We start from the raw sequence: 17,062 nt of genomic DNA on the forward strand, positions 1-17,062 counted from the left end.
TTTGCCATTCAGGCGCCGTTCGAGCACACCAGGCCGCAAGCCCTTCAATCCCGATTCTCGCCTGCTGGCCTCCAAGAAACGTCGAGAACTGCGAACTCCAGTTCATTGATCAGCGACGGGTTTTGACGGTAACACGCGCTACATTACCGGTTGATGACGGCTGTGGTTGATTACGGAAACGGGTGCCGTCTCCATCTAACGGACTCTGATCCAATCTCGCTGCGTAAGGAGAATGATGCCGCGCAGTTTTGGAAAGTGCCGCGAAGACTACGTGGGGAGCTTGCGAGACACTTGCTCCTGAGCGCAGTATCGTCTGCCGCTGAAAGTGAAACGGCGCGTCAGCATAAACGGAACGGAAAATTGGCCAGACTCAATCTCGATCAATTGAAAGCATTTCTGGCGGTCGTCCGTCTCGGCAGCATTTCCCGGGCAGCCCAGGCACTGAACTTGACGCAGCCGGCGATCACAACGCGGATCAGAAACTTGGAAGCCAATCTCCACGCAGATCTGTTCGAACGGCGACCTGCAGGAATCACTTTGACGAAACGCGGCGATTTACTGGTGCGCTACGCCGAGCAGATTGAGCAGCTTTCCGAAATGATTTCGGCTGAAGTTATGGATCCCGAGGGGATCGAAGGTCATTTGCGACTGGGAGTTTCGGAGACCATCGCTCAATGTTGGTTACCTGGACTTGTGACGTCGTTGCACAAAACCTTTCCCGGGATCGAAGTCGAGATCAACGTCGATATCTCGCTCAACCTGCGGCAGGATCTGTTGAATCGCGAAATCGATCTCGCCATCCTGCTTGGCCCCATTTCTGAATTCACGGTCAACAATGTCGATCTGCCAGGTTTCGAATTGGCATGGTATTGCCCGGTTTCCGAACACGGCACACATGGACCAGAACAAGATTTGTTTCGGCTTCCAGTAATCACATATGCGCGTAACACTCGACCGTTCCGGGAATTGAAAGCCACGCTGCTTGAAAGAATCGGCCCGGACGTGTCGCTTTTCCCTTCATCCTCGCTGTCTGCATGCTTTCGCCTGGTCGAAGCCGGATTGGGTGTTGCGGCACTTCCCCGGCGCATGGGGCAAGGCATAGTCGATGCCGGACAGATCACGGAATTTGACCCTGGCTGGGTTCCCAGCCCGTTGAAGTTTACAGCTTCCTATATCGCGGAACCCCGAAGCCATCTTGTCGAAACTGCTGCGCGCCTGGCACTTGAAGTCGCGGAGGAGTTCCACGCATCATAAGAAAATTTTATATTTATGGGTAAAATTGTTTAATTTGTTTTTATGACTCGACGACTCGATACTTCCCCGAAGAGGGAGCGAGCCGTGGAGAACAGCACATTTCAGAGGCTTCGGCGAAGCCAGGTTTCACAGATAAGAGAAACCATTCGTGCCAATGCATATGGGGGACATACCGCCGGACTGGCAGATGGGTTGCTGCAAGCGAACCTCGCTATCCTGCCGGAAGAGTATGCACTCGACTTCATGCGGTTTTGCCAGCGCAATCCGAAACCCTGCCCGCTCGTTGGCGTCTCGGACACCGGCAATCCTGCTATTCCGACCCTGGGTCCAGACATCGACATTCGAACAGATGTTCCCGCCTACAACATCTATCGTCGAGGCAGGCTCGAAGCCGAAGTGTCGGACATCGACACGCTTTGGAATGACGGTCTGGTGACTTTTGCTATCGGTTGTTCCTTCACGTTCGAGCACGCGCTCATTAAAGCGGGAATCTCCCTTTGGCACATTGACAACAACTCTACCGTGCCGATGTTCAGGACGAACATCCCAACGATTGCTGCGGGACCTTTCTCGGGCCCGCTTGTCGTAAGCATGCGAGCTATCCGAGCAGATCAGGTTGATCTAGCCGTTGACCTGTCGAGAAAATTTCCTCTGGCACACGGAGCCCCGATTCACGCTGGGAACCCGGCAGAAATCGGGATTAGGAATATTGACCAACCCGATTGGGGAGAACCTGCACCATTGCCGAATGGATGTGTGCCGGTTTTCTGGGCCTGCGGTGTCACACCTCAGGTGGTTATCGAGAACGCCCGGGTGCAACTTTGTATCACCCACAAACCCGGCCACATGCTCATCACCGACGTGCCGGAAGATGCTGAAATTGCCGTACTGAACCCGACGCAACCAAACGATTGTCCAACAAGGAGAAACCAATGAAAAAGTTAATCCTGATGATGACTGTGGCGATGACCGCGCCTCCTGCCTTTGCCGAAGAACTTTCGGTCGTTGGGAGCTGGTCCAGTCTGCCCCTGCATACGGAATACGAAGCGCCATTCTGGACGGAATCTCTGCCGCAAGCGTCGGATGGCCAGATCAATGTCAATCTGACGACACACAATCAGATGAACCTCGGTGTGGGCGACGTGTATCGTCTGCTCGGCGACGGTGTGTACGATGTGGCGATGACGGTTGCCGACTACGCGGTGGCTGATGCGCCGGAGCTCGAAGGTCTCGACGTGCCGCTCGTGGCATTGACTGCCGACGAGGCTCGCGCGATGGTCGACGCGGCACGCCCGATGGTCGAAGACATCTACAATACGCGCTTCAACAGTCATGTTCTGGCCATAGCGCCGTATCCACCGCAGGTCGTTTTCTGCAATCATGAGATCAGCAGCTTGGACGACCTCAAGGACTTGAAGGTGCGGGCTTCCGGCCGGATGACCGCGAAATTCCTGGAGGCGCTTGGCGCCGAAGGCGTGAATGTGAATTTCGCCGAAGTGCCCGGAGCACTTCAAAAGGGCGTGGTAGACTGTGCCATTACCGGAGCCGGCTCCGGCTACAGCGCGGGATGGTGGGAAGTGTCGAGTCATCTTCTGCCCCTACCGCTTGGCGGCTGGGATTCAGTGGTGACCGCGATCAATCTAGACAAGTGGAACAGCTTGAGCCCCGAGCATCAGTCGCTGATTGAATCGCAGATCGCCTCCGAGTTCGAGGATCCCGCCTGGGCCACCGCTCAAGGCGCGTTGGAGAACGACATTGCCTGCCTGACCGGCAAAGGCGAATGCTCGTCGGGCGATGCCCGCTCCATGACTCTCGTAGAGGTCAGCGACGAAGACTTCGCCCGCGCTCGCGGCATTCTCGAATCCGAAGTTCTGCCCGGTTGGGCCGAACGCGCTGGAGTGGAGTGGGCTGAGCGCTGGAATTCGTCCGTTGGCCAAGCCGTTGGCGTGGCGGTCGCAACCGAATAGTTCCAGAAACGAAAGAGGTACCCGATGGCACAACGTGTTTTGGATTTAATGAGATACCTCAACAAAGGGGTAGCGATGCTGATCGGCTTGATTCTGTTGCTCTGCGTCGCCTTCGTTCTAACCGAAATCGTTATGCGACAGTTGGGTACCTCTCTCGGCGGCACCGACGAGATCAGTGGCTACGTTATGGCCATTGTTACATCGTGGGGCATGGGCTTCGCCCTGCTGGAACTGAGCCATGTGAGAATCGACTTCTTGCGTGGACTTGTGAACGCGAAAGGCCGTTCCCTCTTCGATCTCTTCTCGATGTTCGTGCTTTCGGGCACGATAACCCTCATCGCCATAAGATGCTGGCCGGTGGTCGAACGTTCGCTGGCCAACTCCTCGCACGCCAACACGCCACTGGAAACTCCGCTAGCGCTGGTGCAGGTGCCCTGGTTTCTCGGCTGGGTATGGTTCGCCATAGTCGCCTGGTTAACGCTGATCGCATCGGTATTGCTCATCCTTCAGGGCGAGTTTGAACGGTCCGAAGCCGCCATCGGAACCATTGGCGAAGAAGTGGAGCTTCGCTCATGATCGGCACGGTTTCCATCGGGCTTTTAGCGCTGCTCTCACTGTCCATTCCAGTCGGTATCGTTCTCTTCCTGCTAGGGTTTGGCGTCGACTGGTTCTTCAGCCCCTTCCCGCTCACAAAAGGCCTGGGCAATCTTGTTTGGTCCACGTCCAACAATGCAACGCTCATCGCCATTCCTTTCTTTGTATTGTTGGGTGAAATACTGGTTCGTAGCGGTGTGGCCACGCGCACATATGCTGCTTTGGATCGTTGGGTTTCCTGGCTACCCGGCGGGCTGGTTCACGCCAACGTTGCCACCGCCACGATGTTCTCCGCGATCTCCGGCTCATCCGTGGCCACCGCGGCAACCGTGGCCACGGTTGCCATGCCGCAGGCGAACAAACTGGGTTATGACCCCAAGCTCTTTTCCGGTGCGATCGCCGCAGGCGGTACGCTCGGGATCATGATCCCGCCGTCGATCAACCTAATCGTCTATGGCTTCCTGACCCAATCCTCCATCCCGCAGCTCTTCTTGGCAGGCTTGCTGCCGGGGCTGCTGCTTGCGCTGGGGTTCATGGCGATAACGGTGTTGATTTGCCTTGTCCGCCCCGAAATGGGCGGTACCCGCCGCTTTTTTGCCCCCGTCGAAATGCTGCGCGCCCTGTTTCAGCTGATTCCGATTCTCCTGCTATTTGGGGCAATCATCGGCACCATCTACAAGGGCTGGGCGACACCAACCGAAGCTGCAGCAGTCGGCGTTGCCGGGGCCTTCGCCATCGCTTCTCTCTTCGGTGGCATATCGGCGGAGATGATCCGTGAAAGCATTGTCGGCACGATCAAGATAACCTCCATGATCATGCTGGTCGTCATCGGCGCGTCGTTCCTCAACTTCACACTTGCATCGGCCGGCCTTGGTCGGGAACTGAGCACGTTTCTGGAAAGCCTTGGAATGTCGCCGTTGATGACGATCCTTGTGGTCGTCTCCATCTACATCGTTCTCGGCTTCTTCATCGAGACTCTGTCTTTAATGGTGGTGACCATTCCGATCATAGTACCGCTAATTGTGGCGCAGGGCTATGATGTGGTGTGGTTTGGCATTCTCATGATCGTTTTGATCGAGATGGCGCTTATCTCGCCCCCTGTCGGGCTCAATCTCTACGTAGTGCAAGGCGCCCGCAGGGGCGGCAAGATAAGCGAAGTCATGCTGGGCACCATCCCGTTCGTGCTTATCATGTTGCTTATGGTCGCCGCATTGATCGCGTTTCCCGGGATCGCGCTCTTCCTTCCAACGGCGCTTCAATAAACGACACCGCCTCAATCCAATCTTTGGACAAAACTCTGCTGGCGTTCCTCCCGGCAAACAAAAGAGACATGCCATGTGGCCGTTCTGGGTCGATCGTGGTGGCAACGTCTAAGATGTCGTGGCGCGCACGCCAGACGGCAGCCTGCAGTCGCATAAACTGTTGTCGGAGAATCCCGAGCGCTACAAGGACGCCGCCGTTCAGGGTATCCGCGAACGCCTCGGTTTGGGCGCCGATCCGCCAATCCCGGAGGGCGCTAGCGATGCGTTCAAGATGGGGACGACGGTGGCGACCAATGCGTTGCTTAAGGCAAGGGCAGCCGTGCTGTTCCACTGATCACCCAAGGTCTGCGCGATCTACTGCGCCTCGGCTATCAAAATTGTCCGAAGCTGTTCGATCTCGAAATTCTCCTGCCGAGCTGCTTTACGAAGATGTCATAGAGGTCGAAGAACGACTGGACGCCGAGGGCAACGTCGTGCGCCTGAAAGGCAACAATGAGGCTCCGATGGCGCCTGGCGACATTTCCGTGACGAACACCCCCGGCGGCGGTTTCGGCGCCGCGAATGCCAACTGAGTGGCAAATAATCGGCGCTCGTGCCGAGGTCGAAACATTCTTCGAAACCGCAGTTCATTCAATCGGTGCTCTCAACAAGCAAGCTGCGACGATGAGGAACTGCACGCCGGTTGGCCATCGCTTCGAGTTATGTCCGTTAAGGCGGCGCATTCGATAACGGCGCCCGCCAGTTCGTCACCCGCTCTTCACCGACGCTCGACCGGAACGGGCCTGAAGCGCGGGCGGCTCTGGATGCACAATGCCTGGTCAGGGGCGCGGCCATACCATCCGTAGGGAACACGCGTTGCGCTTCTAATTAGGCGTGACGCCGCTTATCAACTGGCTTTAGAGCGACGTCCTTCCATTCAATCGTTCTTGAAAATGGATCATCAATCCGGACTCACCGGAAACCTCTTCGGTTTAAGCTGAAAACCCATACACCTTGGAAAGGCTGGTTGAGGTCAATACACTTTGAAGGGGCCGATATCGGCCCGATCGTCAATATCTGTCAGCAACATATGCCCAGGCGACTGCATGATGCAGATGTCCAGTTGGGCACGCCGCAGCGCGTCATGGGCGGTTGCACCACAAGCCCAGAAAGCAGGAATCTCATCCGCTTCCAATTCGATTGGCTCGCCCCAGCACGGTCGATCCAGATCCGAAATGCCGATGGCTCCCGGATCGCCGACATGCACCGGTGCCCCATGCGCCTGAGGGAACCGGGCTGTCACAGCACGGACCCTGTCGATATCGGCCTTGCGGATGGCACGCATGGACACCACGCATTGGCCTCCAAAGCGCCCCGCCGGTGCAACGGGGATTATGGTGCGGTACATCGGCAAGGCCTTGTATCCGCCCATCGGCCGCAATCGAATCCCTCGTGTTGCAAGAGCGTGGTCGAAAGTGTGGCTGGACCCGATAGCAAAGGCCGAAAAATCATCCCGCCAGAGCGCGCTTATATTCGTCGGCCGGCCGACGAGCGCACCGTAACGATAGACATCGTAGCGCGGTAAATCCGTGCGCAGATCCAGATCACCCAATTGGGGAACGAGCGGCACACCGCTGCGGCTGACTCCGACCAGCGGTAGCGGCTTGGGGTTTCGTTTGCAAAACTGTAGAAAATCGTCTGCGAACCGACGCGGGATAACGACCAAATTGGCTTGCAACTTCCCGGGCGCCAGCCCTGAAGTTTGCCCTCCGTAAGCGCCTTGCCGGATAATTTTGCGCAGGCTTCCGGCATCTTTGGCGCTCAGCGCTTCGTGGAACGATAACGCTTTAGAACCATGGATAAACACCACAACGCCGCCCCTCTCGGCTTATTTGCGTTGTATCGAACATCTTCCCGGCAACGGTCACTGTCAAATTTTTAGTTTTTTACCATTGCAATAGATTTTTTCTTCACCAGGGCGGCTCGGGTCAAGAATTGCCTGATCATCAAATGCAAGTCGGGCAGGCGATCAACTCGATATAGCGTGATGCATCACGCATGAAACTGATGTTTCCGTCCATGTAGTGAACCAGGAAAGACCCATACAGGACGAGAATGACACTGAAGACCAGCGCTTTTACCACCAGGGAGAGCGCGAAGATATTCAAATGCGGTGATGCGCGCGTAAGAAAGCCTAGGACAATGTCCGACAGCAGAAGTCCTACGATCAGCGGGAACATCAAAAGCACAGCCATACCAAGGATTCGATCAAGCAATTCAATGATGATTTCCGCTGCCTCGGGACCGAACTGCGGAGTGAGCTGATCCATCGGCCAGAATTCATAGCTGCGGTAATGCAGGGTCAGAATCAGCTCGAGCCCTCCAGCGGCAAGGAAGATCATCAGCATCACGATGCCCAGCAAGGTCCCGGTGGGACTGGTTTGCTGGGTCATCATGGGATCCAGAAGCGCCGCCATGGTCGAACCGCGTTGCAGATCCACGATCTCGCCAGCCGCTTCCGCAGCCCAGAAGGGAACGCCGAGGACCAGCCCCAGCACCAACCCAATCAACACCTCTTTGAACATAAAAAGTATGATGAGCGGCGCAGACGCTTCCATTTGTGGCAATGAAGCCGCAATCATTGGAATCACCGGCACCGCGAATGCAAACGCCGCACCGTTGCGCAACACGCCTGTCAGCCGTGTGCGTGTGAACAGTGGCATAATCGTCATAAGGCCGATCATACGCGCCAGCGCGAATGTCGTGGCGACGATATAGTATTCGAGACCTTGTATCGCCTCCAGAAATGGTTCCAGATCCGGCATCTTCTAGCGAGTAACGCGCGGAAACTGCTCGAAGGCGAGCGAGGCCTGGTCGGCGACCTGGTATGCCATGAATGGGCCGAAAAACAGGATCACCAGCAGAACTGCCACCAACTTCACGATCTGCGGAAGACTTTGATCCTGAATCTGGGTAAGCGCCTGCGCCAGACCGACTATTAGACCGACCGCGAGCGCGGTCACGATGACCGGGGCCGACACGAGCAGTATGACCACCAACGAAGCTTGAACTTTCGCGAGGACGAGATCACCGTTCATGATGGCGTTGTCCTAGACATAGCTCAGAATGAGCCCCTGCATCAGTCTTGACCAACCTTCGACCGCGACAAACAAGAAAAGCTTCAGCGGCACAGAAATCAGCACGGGTGGAACCATGATCATTCCAAGCGTCATCAAAATACTGGCGACCACCACGTCGACGACGAGAAACGGCAGATAGATCAAAAACCCGATCTCAAAGGCGCGCGTTAGTTCGGAAGCCACGAAAGCTGGCACCAAGATTGAAAGATCGTCGCCCTTCACATCCTCACGTGCACCTTCCGGCCAGAGCCGATTGGTCGCCTGGAGAAAGAAGGATCGTTCGTCCGGCCGCGTGAAGTTCAGGAGATGTTGCTTTAGAGGTTGGCGAATAAGTCCGGCTGCACGCTCCATATCCTGGCTTGACTGGAAGGTGATGTTGTTCTCTTCCAAACGCCCCGAAATCTCGCTTACCAAGGGCGCCGTGACATAAACGGTTAAGACAAGAGCAATTCCATAGAGCACCAGATTGGGCGGTGTATTCTGAATACCGAGTGCATTTCGGATAAGAAACAGCACCACTGAAATTTTCAGAAATCCGGTCATCGTCACAACCGCCAACGGGAATATCCCGATGGCGCCAATGGCGACCAGTATTCCCAGAAAATTGGGGGCGCTCTCAAGCATCGCCGAAAATCCGAGTGACCTGTACGCCCAGACCCTCGCCGACGCGAACGATCTCCCCGCGGCCAATTCGCTTGCCGTTGACCAGCAAGTCCACCGTCTGGTCGGAAACATCGGTAACCTTGACCACCGCTCCGGGCGTGAGCTGGGAAATATCCTTCAGTGACATTCCCACACGCCCGATTTCGAATGCCACCATCAATGGCAACTCCGCGAGTTCGGAATCCTCGAGTGCGGCTGCGTCCGGTCTTTTCGACTGATCCATGATCCATTCCCATTTCGTGGCCGCGACGGGGTTGGGCCGCGCCATCAAAAGCCAACCTTCCCCTGTTCCCCGAACCGGGGCAGTGAAACGGTTCGCGAAGATCGCTACGGCAACGTCCTCAGCCGAGTTGATTTCGTCCGGTAAAATCACGTCGCCTGGCCGCAGGTCTTTCAATTCCGCCAACGACAGGCCGATAGCACCCCGCCAGATGCTGACACTGACAGGGATATCCACGCGCGATGGCCGTGTCTTCGGCTCCAGCTCGTTCAATGCTCGCCCAAGGCGAATGGCCCAGCCATCCTCAAGGTCGAGAAGACACTCACTTTCCTCATCATCGCGCGAAAACACGAAAGCGTAAGGGAACGCCTCGACCGATGCAGGTGCGCGGTCGATGGATAACAGCGCAATCCGACAGCCGAGATATTGTTCGAGCCGGTCTATTTCGTTTTCCAGGAGACACTCCAGCAGGAGCGCCGCATGATCCGGCGCAAGGCGCTCGATATTGACATCGGGATCGACCATCGCGATCCATTCGTCAATTGCCGCCAAAGGAACAGCAAGCCGGCCGTGCGACCCATCGACGGTAAAGTCGATCGTCCCGAGCAACGCGCCTTCATCCCGAGGTGGCCAGATGACTGAAACCGAAGCTTGGTCTCCGAAAATCGTCAACTTTAAAGGCGCGCGCCAGCGATACAGCTGGTTGAATGCACGCATTCTCGGAAGAGTGATCTCGCGTAGTTTTATGGGCGAAGTGGACTCGTTCTTCTTCTCACGCGTCGCAACACGCCTTTTCGGTCGTTCAGACGTGTCTTGGACGATGCTCATGTCTTCTTGAAGGCTCCATGCTCGGCCGGCTCGTCCTCCCCGGACTCTTCGCGGACAACCTTGCCATAAACGGAATTGGACGAGAGCTTTTCCAAAACGAGATCCAGTTTTGAGACTGCTCGGGCACAAACGCGGTGCTCGACACGAGCGGCGGCCAGCTTCTCTTCGTGTCGTCGGGCGGCCGCAGACGCGCTGCTTTCGATGTCGAGCAATTGGGCGAGTTCGTCCGCGCGTTGGTGAAAAAAACCCTGGAGTTGATGTATTCTGTCCACGTCGACTTGCTGTCCAACCAAGGAGGCCAGCTGCGCCTTTTCTTCTGACGCGGCTTTCTGAAGATGCAGGGTTTTGGCCACCGAAGCATCCCTCAGGGCTTTCTCCGCACCGACCATCGCTGCATGTCGGCGAACAACGGTCTCCCGGGCGCGCTGCGCGCGCAACTGACGCAACTCACGGAGCCGGGCGATGGTCTCAGCTTCACGCATCGGCGATCTCCTGGAGGCGCTCGAACGTCGTCCTCATGGCTTCATGTGTGCTCGAAGGTTGACGCAAAAAATCATGGATGCGATCGATCTTCTGTACCGCTTCATCGGCCAAGGGGTCTGCGCCTTCCTTGTATTCTCCGACGCGGATCAGAAGTTCGACCTCCTGATAACGTGCCAGCAGATTACGCAGTTTTCCCGCAGCAAGCTTATGCTCATGGGACACAACGTCCTCCATCAACCGGCTCCGGCTGCGAAGAATGTCGATGGCGGGAAAGTGGTCGCGGCGGGCCAAATCGTTGGACAGAAAGACGTGCCCATCCAGCAATGCCTGAAGCTCCTCCGCAACAGGATCAAGCGTGCCGTCGCCCTCCGTCAGCACGCTGTAAAGCCCGGTGATCGAACCACGTTCTCCCGGTCCGGAACGCTCCAGTAGCCTCGGCAAAGCCGCAAAAAGCGATGACGGGAATCCACGTCGCGTCGGCGGCTCACCCGAAGCCAATCCGATTTCGCGCTGAGCACGAGCGAAACGGGTTATGTTGTCCATGGCCAGAAGCACATGCTTACCCTGATCGCGAAAATATTCGGCAATCGTGGTGGCCACATACGCAGCTTTGACACGCTCGATAGCCGGCCGATCCGAAGTAGCGGCAACGATGACCGTTCGTGCTTTCCCATCCGCGCTGAGTTGGCGCTCAACGAATTCGCGTACTTCGCGTCCGCGTTCGCCAACCAGCGCCACAACCGCGACATCTGCGTCGGTTCCGCGTACGATATCGGCCGTGAGCATGGATTTCCCCACACCGGGTTCTCCGAATACCCCCAAACGCTGACCGCGCGCGCAGCTCAAGAGACCATCCAGAGCGCGGATACCGAACTGGATCGGCTCTGAGATTAAAATGCGCGAGAGTGGAGGGGGTGGATATGCGTGCACGGGGTAAGTGCCTTCAATTTCGCCGGGTGGCCAGGGACCGTCGTCCAGCGGATCGCCGAGGGCGCTGATCACACGCCCAAGGAGCCCGGCGCCAACCGGAACCTGTAAATCCTTTCCTGTGGGAACCACCTCGGTCAGGCTGGAAAGCCCGGTCACATCGCCCAATGGTACGAGCACCGCCTCCTCATCAGCGAAGCCAACAACTTCCGCCTTGGCCCGCCGACCGGTCTTCGGGTCCACAAGATCGCAGATTTCGCCCAGCCTTACCTCGTCCACGGCGGCATGAATGACGACGCCGATTACCTTCCGCACACGTCCATTTCGCGGTCGCGTCGCATCATCGCGCAGCCGCTCGCGCAACCGCGGCACAATCTCAGAAAGCCGGGCGTCTAAAGCAGGCTTTGTTTCGCTCATGGCCTGCCTTCTCCTTCGGCGCCGACCACCTTCGCCAGTGCCTCGAGCTGGGCTTCAATACTGGCATCGAACACCGAAAGGTCTGTTGCAACAATGCACGCATGCGCCGCTAGGGAGCTGTCGCCATCGACTTCAACTGCACAGCCGAGCGTTTCTTCATCCACCAATGCAGCCAGTTCGCTTTCAACATCAGCCACCGAATTCGGGTGAACCGTGATACGGATAAACTTCGCTCGCCGGATATCTGCAACGGCTTGCTTCGCCGCTTGAATCACGCGCTGCTTGATATCGAGGTCACCCAGAACACGCCTTACGACGTCGAAGGCGAGCCCCACAACCTCGTTTTCGATACCCTCAAGATAGCCGTCGACTTTGGCAACCGTGTCGTAGATCAGGCGGGCTGCCTCCGCTTCTCCTGCGGCTTTTCCATCCTGATAGCCTTGCGCGTACTCACTGGCGTATCCGTGCCGGCCCCGCTCCCGCAACTGACTGGCTTCGCGTTTCGCAGTTTCGAGAAAGCCGAAGCCGCTTTGCCACGCCTGTGCTTCCGCCGGTTTGAGAACGCGTCCGGAGGGCTTCGCAGGCAGCAGGTCATGAAGAAGTCCACCTTCTACTGTTTTGCCCATGTCTTCGCCTCCCACACAGAACAGCTCAAAGCGCCGTTCGACGAACGATCGCCGGTCCCGTTTTGTAAAAGCTCTCTGGCGGCGCCTCCTGAAGGGCTGACGACAACGGCACTTTGAGGCGAAATCGCACACCAATGGCTGGATCGACGGCCTCGCACCAAGCGGCTAGGCATCGCCACCCGTCTGCTTCTATGCGCGCGCGCAACGTCTCCACCGGATCAAGAGGCTGCATCGGACCCGCGAGATCTTTGTTCGCAACCGCCAATGCACTCAGATCGGCGCCAAGTACCTCCCGCAATGCGGCTGCATTCCGCCCCAGAATGGTGCCGGCAAAAACGTTCCCCCAGTAAACCGCGCCGGCGCGCAACGCGATATCGTCGAGGCGTTCCGGGCTTGCCGCAGCAATCTTGCGATCCACCTGATCGACCTCGATTTCGGACGCAGCGGAAAAAGGGGGCAATTCGAAATGGACGTTCAGCACTTCTGACAGGCGTTCTCGCAACCGCTCACATTGCAGGAGACGTTTAGATCCTGCGAGACTGACCGCTTGATCAAAGCATTGCGCGAGATGCTCCCAGTGCGCATAGGCGGCGGGCTCCCGCAGGAAGGAGCCCCACACGTCCGGTTCGTCTAATTGTGCTTCGCGCGACTGTGTCATGTCTTCTTCGCGCGTACGGGAAGTGTGTACACACTGCGGCGCTGCCGCCAATGCTCGAAGCCGAGGCCACCCGCCAGGCAAAGAACCAGGAAACCGAGACCGTAGATCAGAAACTGCGCCCGAGCGACGCTATCCGGATGCATCCACATTCCAAGAAAGGTCGCGAATTTCGCATTATCGATCGCCGAATCCGAAACCCCTTGGGCGGGCACGAGGACCACAGAAACGTTGTCGTAGGCCAATCCGGCGACCCCGTTTGCAACGAGCATTTTAACTTGGGGCACATAGTCGCCCATTTGCGCAGAAGCGCGATGACGGATGAAGACCGAAGCGGACGAAGGCACAAGCTCCCGGCGGAGCGGATCGTTGTCGGGCAGAACCAAATGCACGCGCGCGGACAGGACACCGTCGATATCGGCTATGGTTCGAGAAAGTTCCTGGCTCAGCCCATAGACCATGGCTGCGCGCTCCTCGACCGGAGACGAAACCAAGCCATCCCGCTGGAAGACATCGCCCAAAGATTTATACTCGGTCTTTGGGAGACCAGCGTCTTCCAGAACGGCCATGGCATCGGCAAAGCGCCCTTTCCCAACCGTAACCGTCATGGCGCCATCGTTGTCGGCGCGCCGTTGAGCGGGAATTCCATGCCGCACCAGAGTGGCCACGATCTCATTCGCCTGACGTTGATCAAGGCCGGTGTAAAGTTCGACGGAGCATGCCTGCAACAGCAGCATCGCCAGAACAACGATTACGCTGCGGCTCTGGCCCAGCCATCTGGCAAATGACGCCCGTTGCAGAAAGGCTGTGTTCACGAGACGGGCTACTGCTGCTTGATCAATGTGTTTGCGGACGATGAGGCTGCTGTCATCCCGTTGACCGCCATGGATGCGTTCGCGGCCGCCCACATGACCGAAATCGCTCGGTCGAGTGTCGTTGAAAGTTCGGTATTGGCTTCACGCATACCGGATTCGCCTTGCGGCACGTTTTCAGTTGCCGAATTGTCAGCCTGCACATTCTCCGATCGAGTTGCCACGTCTTCGAATGCGTTTTTGAGCTGTTGCGCTACTCCATCGACCGTTTCCAGCGCGGAACCGAGGAACGCCGACGGATCGTTGAACCCGCCCACGACACCCATCCCCTTTTCAACTTCGACCATATAGTCGAAAAGATTCTGCTCTACGGAAACAGGAGGCTGACCCGGCTGGATCTCTGATGGCAACAATGCCTGCGAAGGGGCTATTCCCGTTGTGGCTTCCATAACCGCTCTCCTAAGCCGCCTTACAGTTCCGGCTATCCTTCGTCGGACTCGCCCTGCTGCACTTCCTTGATCGCTTCATTGGCGGAATTGTTGACCTGAGTACTCTTGATCATGGGCTGTTCGGCCATCGCGTTGCTGATCTGAGCCTCCAACGCATGCTCTTTGGATTTCACTTTCTGATTTGCCTGAAGCTGCAGATCTGTCCCAGAAGCATCTACTCGCATGTTGGTCTCCCTGTTCGTTAATTCCTGGCGGGTTCGACTTCAGCCACACTCCGCCCGCGAAACACACGAACGGTACCGGAACCCTTGTTCTTTCTGGCAACATGAGATGTCGCAGGCCCCGCCATCAGATCCAGAGCGCCCTTTACGGCACTGATATAGGCTGGTGGACCGGAAACGGAGAGAATGTTCTCGTCGCGAAGGCGGATCGGATAGCGTGGATCGCTGATACCGAGACTGCCCAGCCGCGCCCGGACATCGTGCATGTCCTCCACGGCCAGCTTCATCATCTCGGTGTGCACTTCCCCTTCCGCCGCCACATGCAGGATCGATCCGTCATAATACCAGACAAGTCCGTACCGGTCGCAAACCCACTCCAAAAACTCCTGAGCGGTTCCGCGTGGCATGCCATGGTTGAGCGTACCACGCACCTGTTCGCTTAATTCCACCGGTATGCCGACATTGCGCCCGAACTCGCGCAAAGCGTTTTCCACGGACTGCTCAATGGTAATGTACTTGTATGTACCGGAAGGCCACTCCGGTTCCGCGGCCAGGGCCGGCGCACTGATGCAAACGCTCGCGGCAATTATCAAGCCGGAAAGCCATCGAGACGGTCGCATCTTTTTATCGAAGCCGAATGCCATACTCTCGCAATCCGTGTTTGCCGGCAGACCGGCACAAAGAGATACTGTCGTGACACTATAACCAGTCGGCTCAAAAGAAAAGTCCAACTGGACTGTAAATTAGAAAAAATTCCAAATGTTGCGCGACCACGAAAACCGAATATGCTTCCGATCCTTATCGAATGGTCCAATGGGGTTCGTATGCAATTTTGCCTGGGTATAGCGCGTGACCGTTTTCGCAATTTCATTCGTGCCGCCACCGTCGCGTTTTGCCCCCGGCGATGGACCGTTGCACTGATGGGCGTGATGACGCTGACCGTTTCCGTTGCGCTTGCACAGCCAGGTGGCTACGACCCCAGAACCTGGTCTTTTGACGCGACATCGCACACCCTCGTTCAACCCGGACAGTCGGAAGACCGCGGTTCTCCCAACACGCAATCGAACCGCGTGCGGCCGACGCGCGAAGTGGTGCCGTTCAACGAGTCCGTGCCGGTCGGAACCATTGTCGTCAGCACGCGACAGAAACGCCTTTACCTGGTGCTGGGCGATAAAATAGCTCTGCGATATACCGTTGGCGTTGGGCGCGACGGTTTCAGTTGGAGTGGCCAGGACCGCATAACGCAAAAACGCGAATGGCCCGACTGGCGGCCGCCGGATGAAATGCGCCGGCGAGAAGCAGCAAAAGGCAATCTTTTGCCGGCGCATGTGGAAGGCGGACCCAACAATCCTCTCGGTGCCCGCGCACTTTATATTGGAAGCACTCTTTATCGCATCCATGGAACGAACCAGCCCTGGACGGTTGGCCAGGCAACCTCCTCAGGTTGCATTCGATTGACCAATGAGGATGCTATCGACCTTTATGAGAGGGTGGCAATTGGCGCAACGGTCATTGTCCGCAACTGACTCGGTATTCGAAAGAGACGCGCCGCGATTGTAGTCATCGGAGTTTGGATGAAATGGTCACGGCTACAGATTGTGACGTAAGGACCGCCATGATTCCCTTTAACATCAAGCAGCTTGAGACGTTCCTCTGGGTGGCCACCCTCGGCAGTTTCCGCAAGGCGGCCAATCAACTGAATACGACACAACCTGCCGTTTCCGCTCGCATTGCGAGTCTTGAGCGAGCACTGGACGTGCAGCTATTCGAGCGTCTGAGCAACACTGTTCGCCTCACCTCGATGGGGCAACAATTGCTTCCGATGGTACGACGCACCTTGCGCACGGCGGATCGTCTGCAACGAGCGGCCAACACGTTGTCGACGATGAACGGCGTGCTGCGTCTCGGCGTTGCCGAAACGATAGTGCACACGTGGCTGTCCGAATTCCTGAAAGAATTTCATGCCAGTTATCCGATGATCGACGTCGACCTGGTGGTGGATGTCACACTAAATCTGCGCAACGATATTATCGCGCACCGGCTCGACACCGCCATTCTCATGGGCCCTATATCCGAATACAGGATCGAAAACATCGATGTGCCTTCCGTCCCGCTCGTTTGGGTCTGTGCGCCGCACCTCGACTTGCCGCAAACGACAATAACACTCTGCGAGTTGATACGTTATCCGATCATCACCTATGCCCGCACGACGCGACCGTATAATGAGCTCTACCACAAACTCGGTGCTGAAATGGACGATCCGCCGCGAATGTTCCCGGCAAACTCGCTTGCCGCCTCCTTGCGCATGGTCGTCGATGGGATTGGCATTGGCGCGCTTCCCTATGATGTTGTAGCGGAACAACTGAAGAAAGGCGAGTTGCGAAGCGTCAGTTGCGAATGGCGGCCGTCGGACCTTGAATTCACGGCATCCTTTTCGATGGATCCGTACAACCCCATTGCCGAGCACGCCGCCCTTCTGGCCGCCAAGGTTGCAAAGACCTACGCGATTCGGAGGCAAGTGATGTTGCGGGCGAAGACCGCCTGACCAACTCTTTGCGCACCCAT

At 57.0% G+C, this 17,062-nt stretch carries 23 protein-coding genes; 10 read left to right on the plus strand and 13 right to left on the minus strand.

Going from position 1 to position 17,062, the window contains the following annotated elements; all coding sequences use genetic code 11:
* Positions 1-360 precede the first annotated feature (360 nt).
* From QZ638_RS02620 to QZ638_RS02650, 7 genes are all read left to right on the plus strand, one after another.
* Complete coding sequence (locus QZ638_RS02620; RefSeq protein ID WP_295806499.1) at positions 361-1,254, plus strand: LysR family transcriptional regulator; 894 nt, start codon at positions 361-363, stop codon at positions 1,252-1,254.
* Between the two features lie 84 nt (positions 1,255-1,338).
* Positions 1,339-2,190, plus strand: coding sequence for a putative hydro-lyase (locus tag QZ638_RS02625; RefSeq protein ID WP_295806502.1), 852 nt, complete (start codon positions 1,339-1,341; stop codon positions 2,188-2,190).
* On the plus strand, positions 2,187-3,221 hold the full coding sequence (locus tag QZ638_RS02630) for a TRAP transporter substrate-binding protein (RefSeq protein ID WP_295806504.1): 1,035 nt from the start codon (positions 2,187-2,189) through the stop codon (positions 3,219-3,221). Before QZ638_RS02625 ends, QZ638_RS02630 begins: the two co-directional genes overlap by 4 nt.
* A 24-nt stretch (positions 3,222-3,245) precedes the next feature.
* On the plus strand, positions 3,246-3,797 hold the full coding sequence (locus tag QZ638_RS02635) for a TRAP transporter small permease subunit (protein ID WP_295806505.1): 552 nt from the start codon (positions 3,246-3,248) through the stop codon (positions 3,795-3,797).
* Entirely contained in the window at positions 3,794-5,077 is a 1,284-nt protein-coding gene (locus tag QZ638_RS02640; RefSeq protein WP_295806508.1) for a TRAP transporter large permease, read from the plus strand. The genes QZ638_RS02635 and QZ638_RS02640 overlap by 4 nt, the downstream gene beginning before the upstream one ends.
* 118 nt (positions 5,078-5,195) lie before the next feature.
* Positions 5,196-5,411, plus strand: a complete 216-nt coding sequence (locus tag QZ638_RS02645; protein ID WP_295806510.1) for a hydantoinase/oxoprolinase N-terminal domain-containing protein — start codon at positions 5,196-5,198, stop codon at positions 5,409-5,411.
* 43 nt (positions 5,412-5,454) lie between these two features.
* A complete protein-coding gene (locus tag QZ638_RS02650; RefSeq protein ID WP_295806512.1) occupies positions 5,455-5,649 on the plus strand; it encodes a hypothetical protein in 195 nt (64 codons plus the stop codon).
* Between the two features lie 440 nt (positions 5,650-6,089).
* On the opposite strand, the gene QZ638_RS02655 is transcribed toward QZ638_RS02650, so the two are convergent.
* The 5 genes from QZ638_RS02655 to sctQ form a co-directional block, all read right to left on the minus strand.
* Positions 6,090-6,926 carry a DUF1445 domain-containing protein gene (locus QZ638_RS02655; protein WP_295806515.1) on the minus strand — a complete coding sequence of 279 codons (837 nt, stop codon included), beginning with the start codon at positions 6,924-6,926 and terminating at the stop codon, positions 6,090-6,092.
* A gap of 136 nt (positions 6,927-7,062) precedes the next feature.
* Positions 7,063-7,881 carry a type III secretion system export apparatus subunit SctT gene (gene sctT, locus QZ638_RS02660; RefSeq protein ID WP_295806517.1) on the minus strand — a complete coding sequence of 273 codons (819 nt, stop codon included), beginning with the start codon at positions 7,879-7,881 and terminating at the stop codon, positions 7,063-7,065.
* Between the two features lie 3 nt (positions 7,882-7,884).
* Positions 7,885-8,154, minus strand: coding sequence for a flagellar biosynthetic protein FliQ (locus QZ638_RS02665; RefSeq protein WP_295806519.1), 270 nt, complete (start codon positions 8,152-8,154; stop codon positions 7,885-7,887).
* Positions 8,155-8,166: 12 nt separating this feature from the next.
* Complete coding sequence (gene sctR / locus QZ638_RS02670; protein WP_295806522.1) at positions 8,167-8,820, minus strand: type III secretion system export apparatus subunit SctR; 654 nt, start codon at positions 8,818-8,820, stop codon at positions 8,167-8,169.
* Positions 8,813-9,688, minus strand: coding sequence for a type III secretion system cytoplasmic ring protein SctQ (sctQ, locus tag QZ638_RS02675; RefSeq protein ID WP_295806524.1), 876 nt, complete (start codon positions 9,686-9,688; stop codon positions 8,813-8,815). Before sctQ ends, sctR begins: the two co-directional genes overlap by 8 nt.
* A 25-nt stretch (positions 9,689-9,713) precedes the next feature.
* On the opposite strand from sctQ, the gene QZ638_RS02680 reads away from it, so the two are divergent.
* The gene (locus tag QZ638_RS02680) at positions 9,714-9,917 is read left to right on the plus strand and encodes a hypothetical protein (RefSeq protein WP_295806526.1); all 204 of its coding nucleotides are present in this window, start codon (positions 9,714-9,716) and stop codon (positions 9,915-9,917) included.
* On the opposite strand, the gene QZ638_RS02685 is transcribed toward QZ638_RS02680, so the two are convergent.
* From QZ638_RS02685 to QZ638_RS02720, 8 genes are read right to left on the minus strand one after another with little or no spacing between them, the layout of a single operon-like run.
* Positions 9,904-10,389, minus strand: coding sequence for a hypothetical protein (locus QZ638_RS02685; protein WP_295806530.1), 486 nt, complete (start codon positions 10,387-10,389; stop codon positions 9,904-9,906). The two genes, QZ638_RS02680 and QZ638_RS02685, sit on opposite strands and share 14 nt — an antisense overlap.
* Positions 10,382-11,734 carry a FliI/YscN family ATPase gene (locus QZ638_RS02690; protein ID WP_295806534.1) on the minus strand — a complete coding sequence of 451 codons (1,353 nt, stop codon included), beginning with the start codon at positions 11,732-11,734 and terminating at the stop codon, positions 10,382-10,384. The genes QZ638_RS02685 and QZ638_RS02690 overlap by 8 nt, the downstream gene beginning before the upstream one ends.
* Positions 11,731-12,360 carry a type III secretion system stator protein SctL gene (gene sctL / locus QZ638_RS02695; protein ID WP_295806536.1) on the minus strand — a complete coding sequence of 210 codons (630 nt, stop codon included), beginning with the start codon at positions 12,358-12,360 and terminating at the stop codon, positions 11,731-11,733. The genes QZ638_RS02690 and sctL overlap by 4 nt, the downstream gene beginning before the upstream one ends.
* Positions 12,361-12,385: 25 nt before the next feature.
* A complete protein-coding gene (locus QZ638_RS02700; protein WP_295806537.1) occupies positions 12,386-13,069 on the minus strand; it encodes a hypothetical protein in 684 nt (227 codons plus the stop codon).
* On the minus strand, positions 13,015-13,830 hold the full coding sequence (gene sctJ / locus QZ638_RS02705; RefSeq protein ID WP_295806540.1) for a type III secretion system inner membrane ring lipoprotein SctJ: 816 nt from the start codon (positions 13,828-13,830) through the stop codon (positions 13,015-13,017). The genes QZ638_RS02700 and sctJ overlap by 55 nt, the downstream gene beginning before the upstream one ends.
* A gap of 8 nt (positions 13,831-13,838) precedes the next feature.
* Entirely contained in the window at positions 13,839-14,276 is a 438-nt protein-coding gene (locus QZ638_RS02710) for a hypothetical protein (protein WP_295806543.1), read from the minus strand.
* Between the two features lie 32 nt (positions 14,277-14,308).
* Complete coding sequence (locus QZ638_RS02715) at positions 14,309-14,500, minus strand: hypothetical protein (protein WP_295806544.1); 192 nt, start codon at positions 14,498-14,500, stop codon at positions 14,309-14,311.
* A gap of 17 nt (positions 14,501-14,517) precedes the next feature.
* The gene (locus QZ638_RS02720; RefSeq protein ID WP_295806547.1) at positions 14,518-14,991 is read right to left on the minus strand and encodes a type III secretion protein; all 474 of its coding nucleotides are present in this window, start codon (positions 14,989-14,991) and stop codon (positions 14,518-14,520) included.
* Positions 14,992-15,321: 330 nt separating this feature from the next.
* On the opposite strand from QZ638_RS02720, the gene QZ638_RS02725 reads away from it, so the two are divergent.
* Both QZ638_RS02725 and QZ638_RS02730 read left to right on the plus strand, forming a co-directional pair.
* Entirely contained in the window at positions 15,322-16,023 is a 702-nt protein-coding gene (locus QZ638_RS02725; protein WP_295806550.1) for a L,D-transpeptidase, read from the plus strand.
* Positions 16,024-16,076: 53 nt separating this feature from the next.
* The gene (locus tag QZ638_RS02730) at positions 16,077-17,042 is read left to right on the plus strand and encodes a LysR family transcriptional regulator (protein WP_295806553.1); all 966 of its coding nucleotides are present in this window, start codon (positions 16,077-16,079) and stop codon (positions 17,040-17,042) included.
* The last annotated feature ends 20 nt before the right edge of the window (positions 17,043-17,062 follow it).

Source organism: uncultured Nitratireductor sp., from assembly GCF_913053745.1.
Classification (GTDB): domain Bacteria; phylum Pseudomonadota; class Alphaproteobacteria; order Rhizobiales; family Rhizobiaceae; genus Nitratireductor.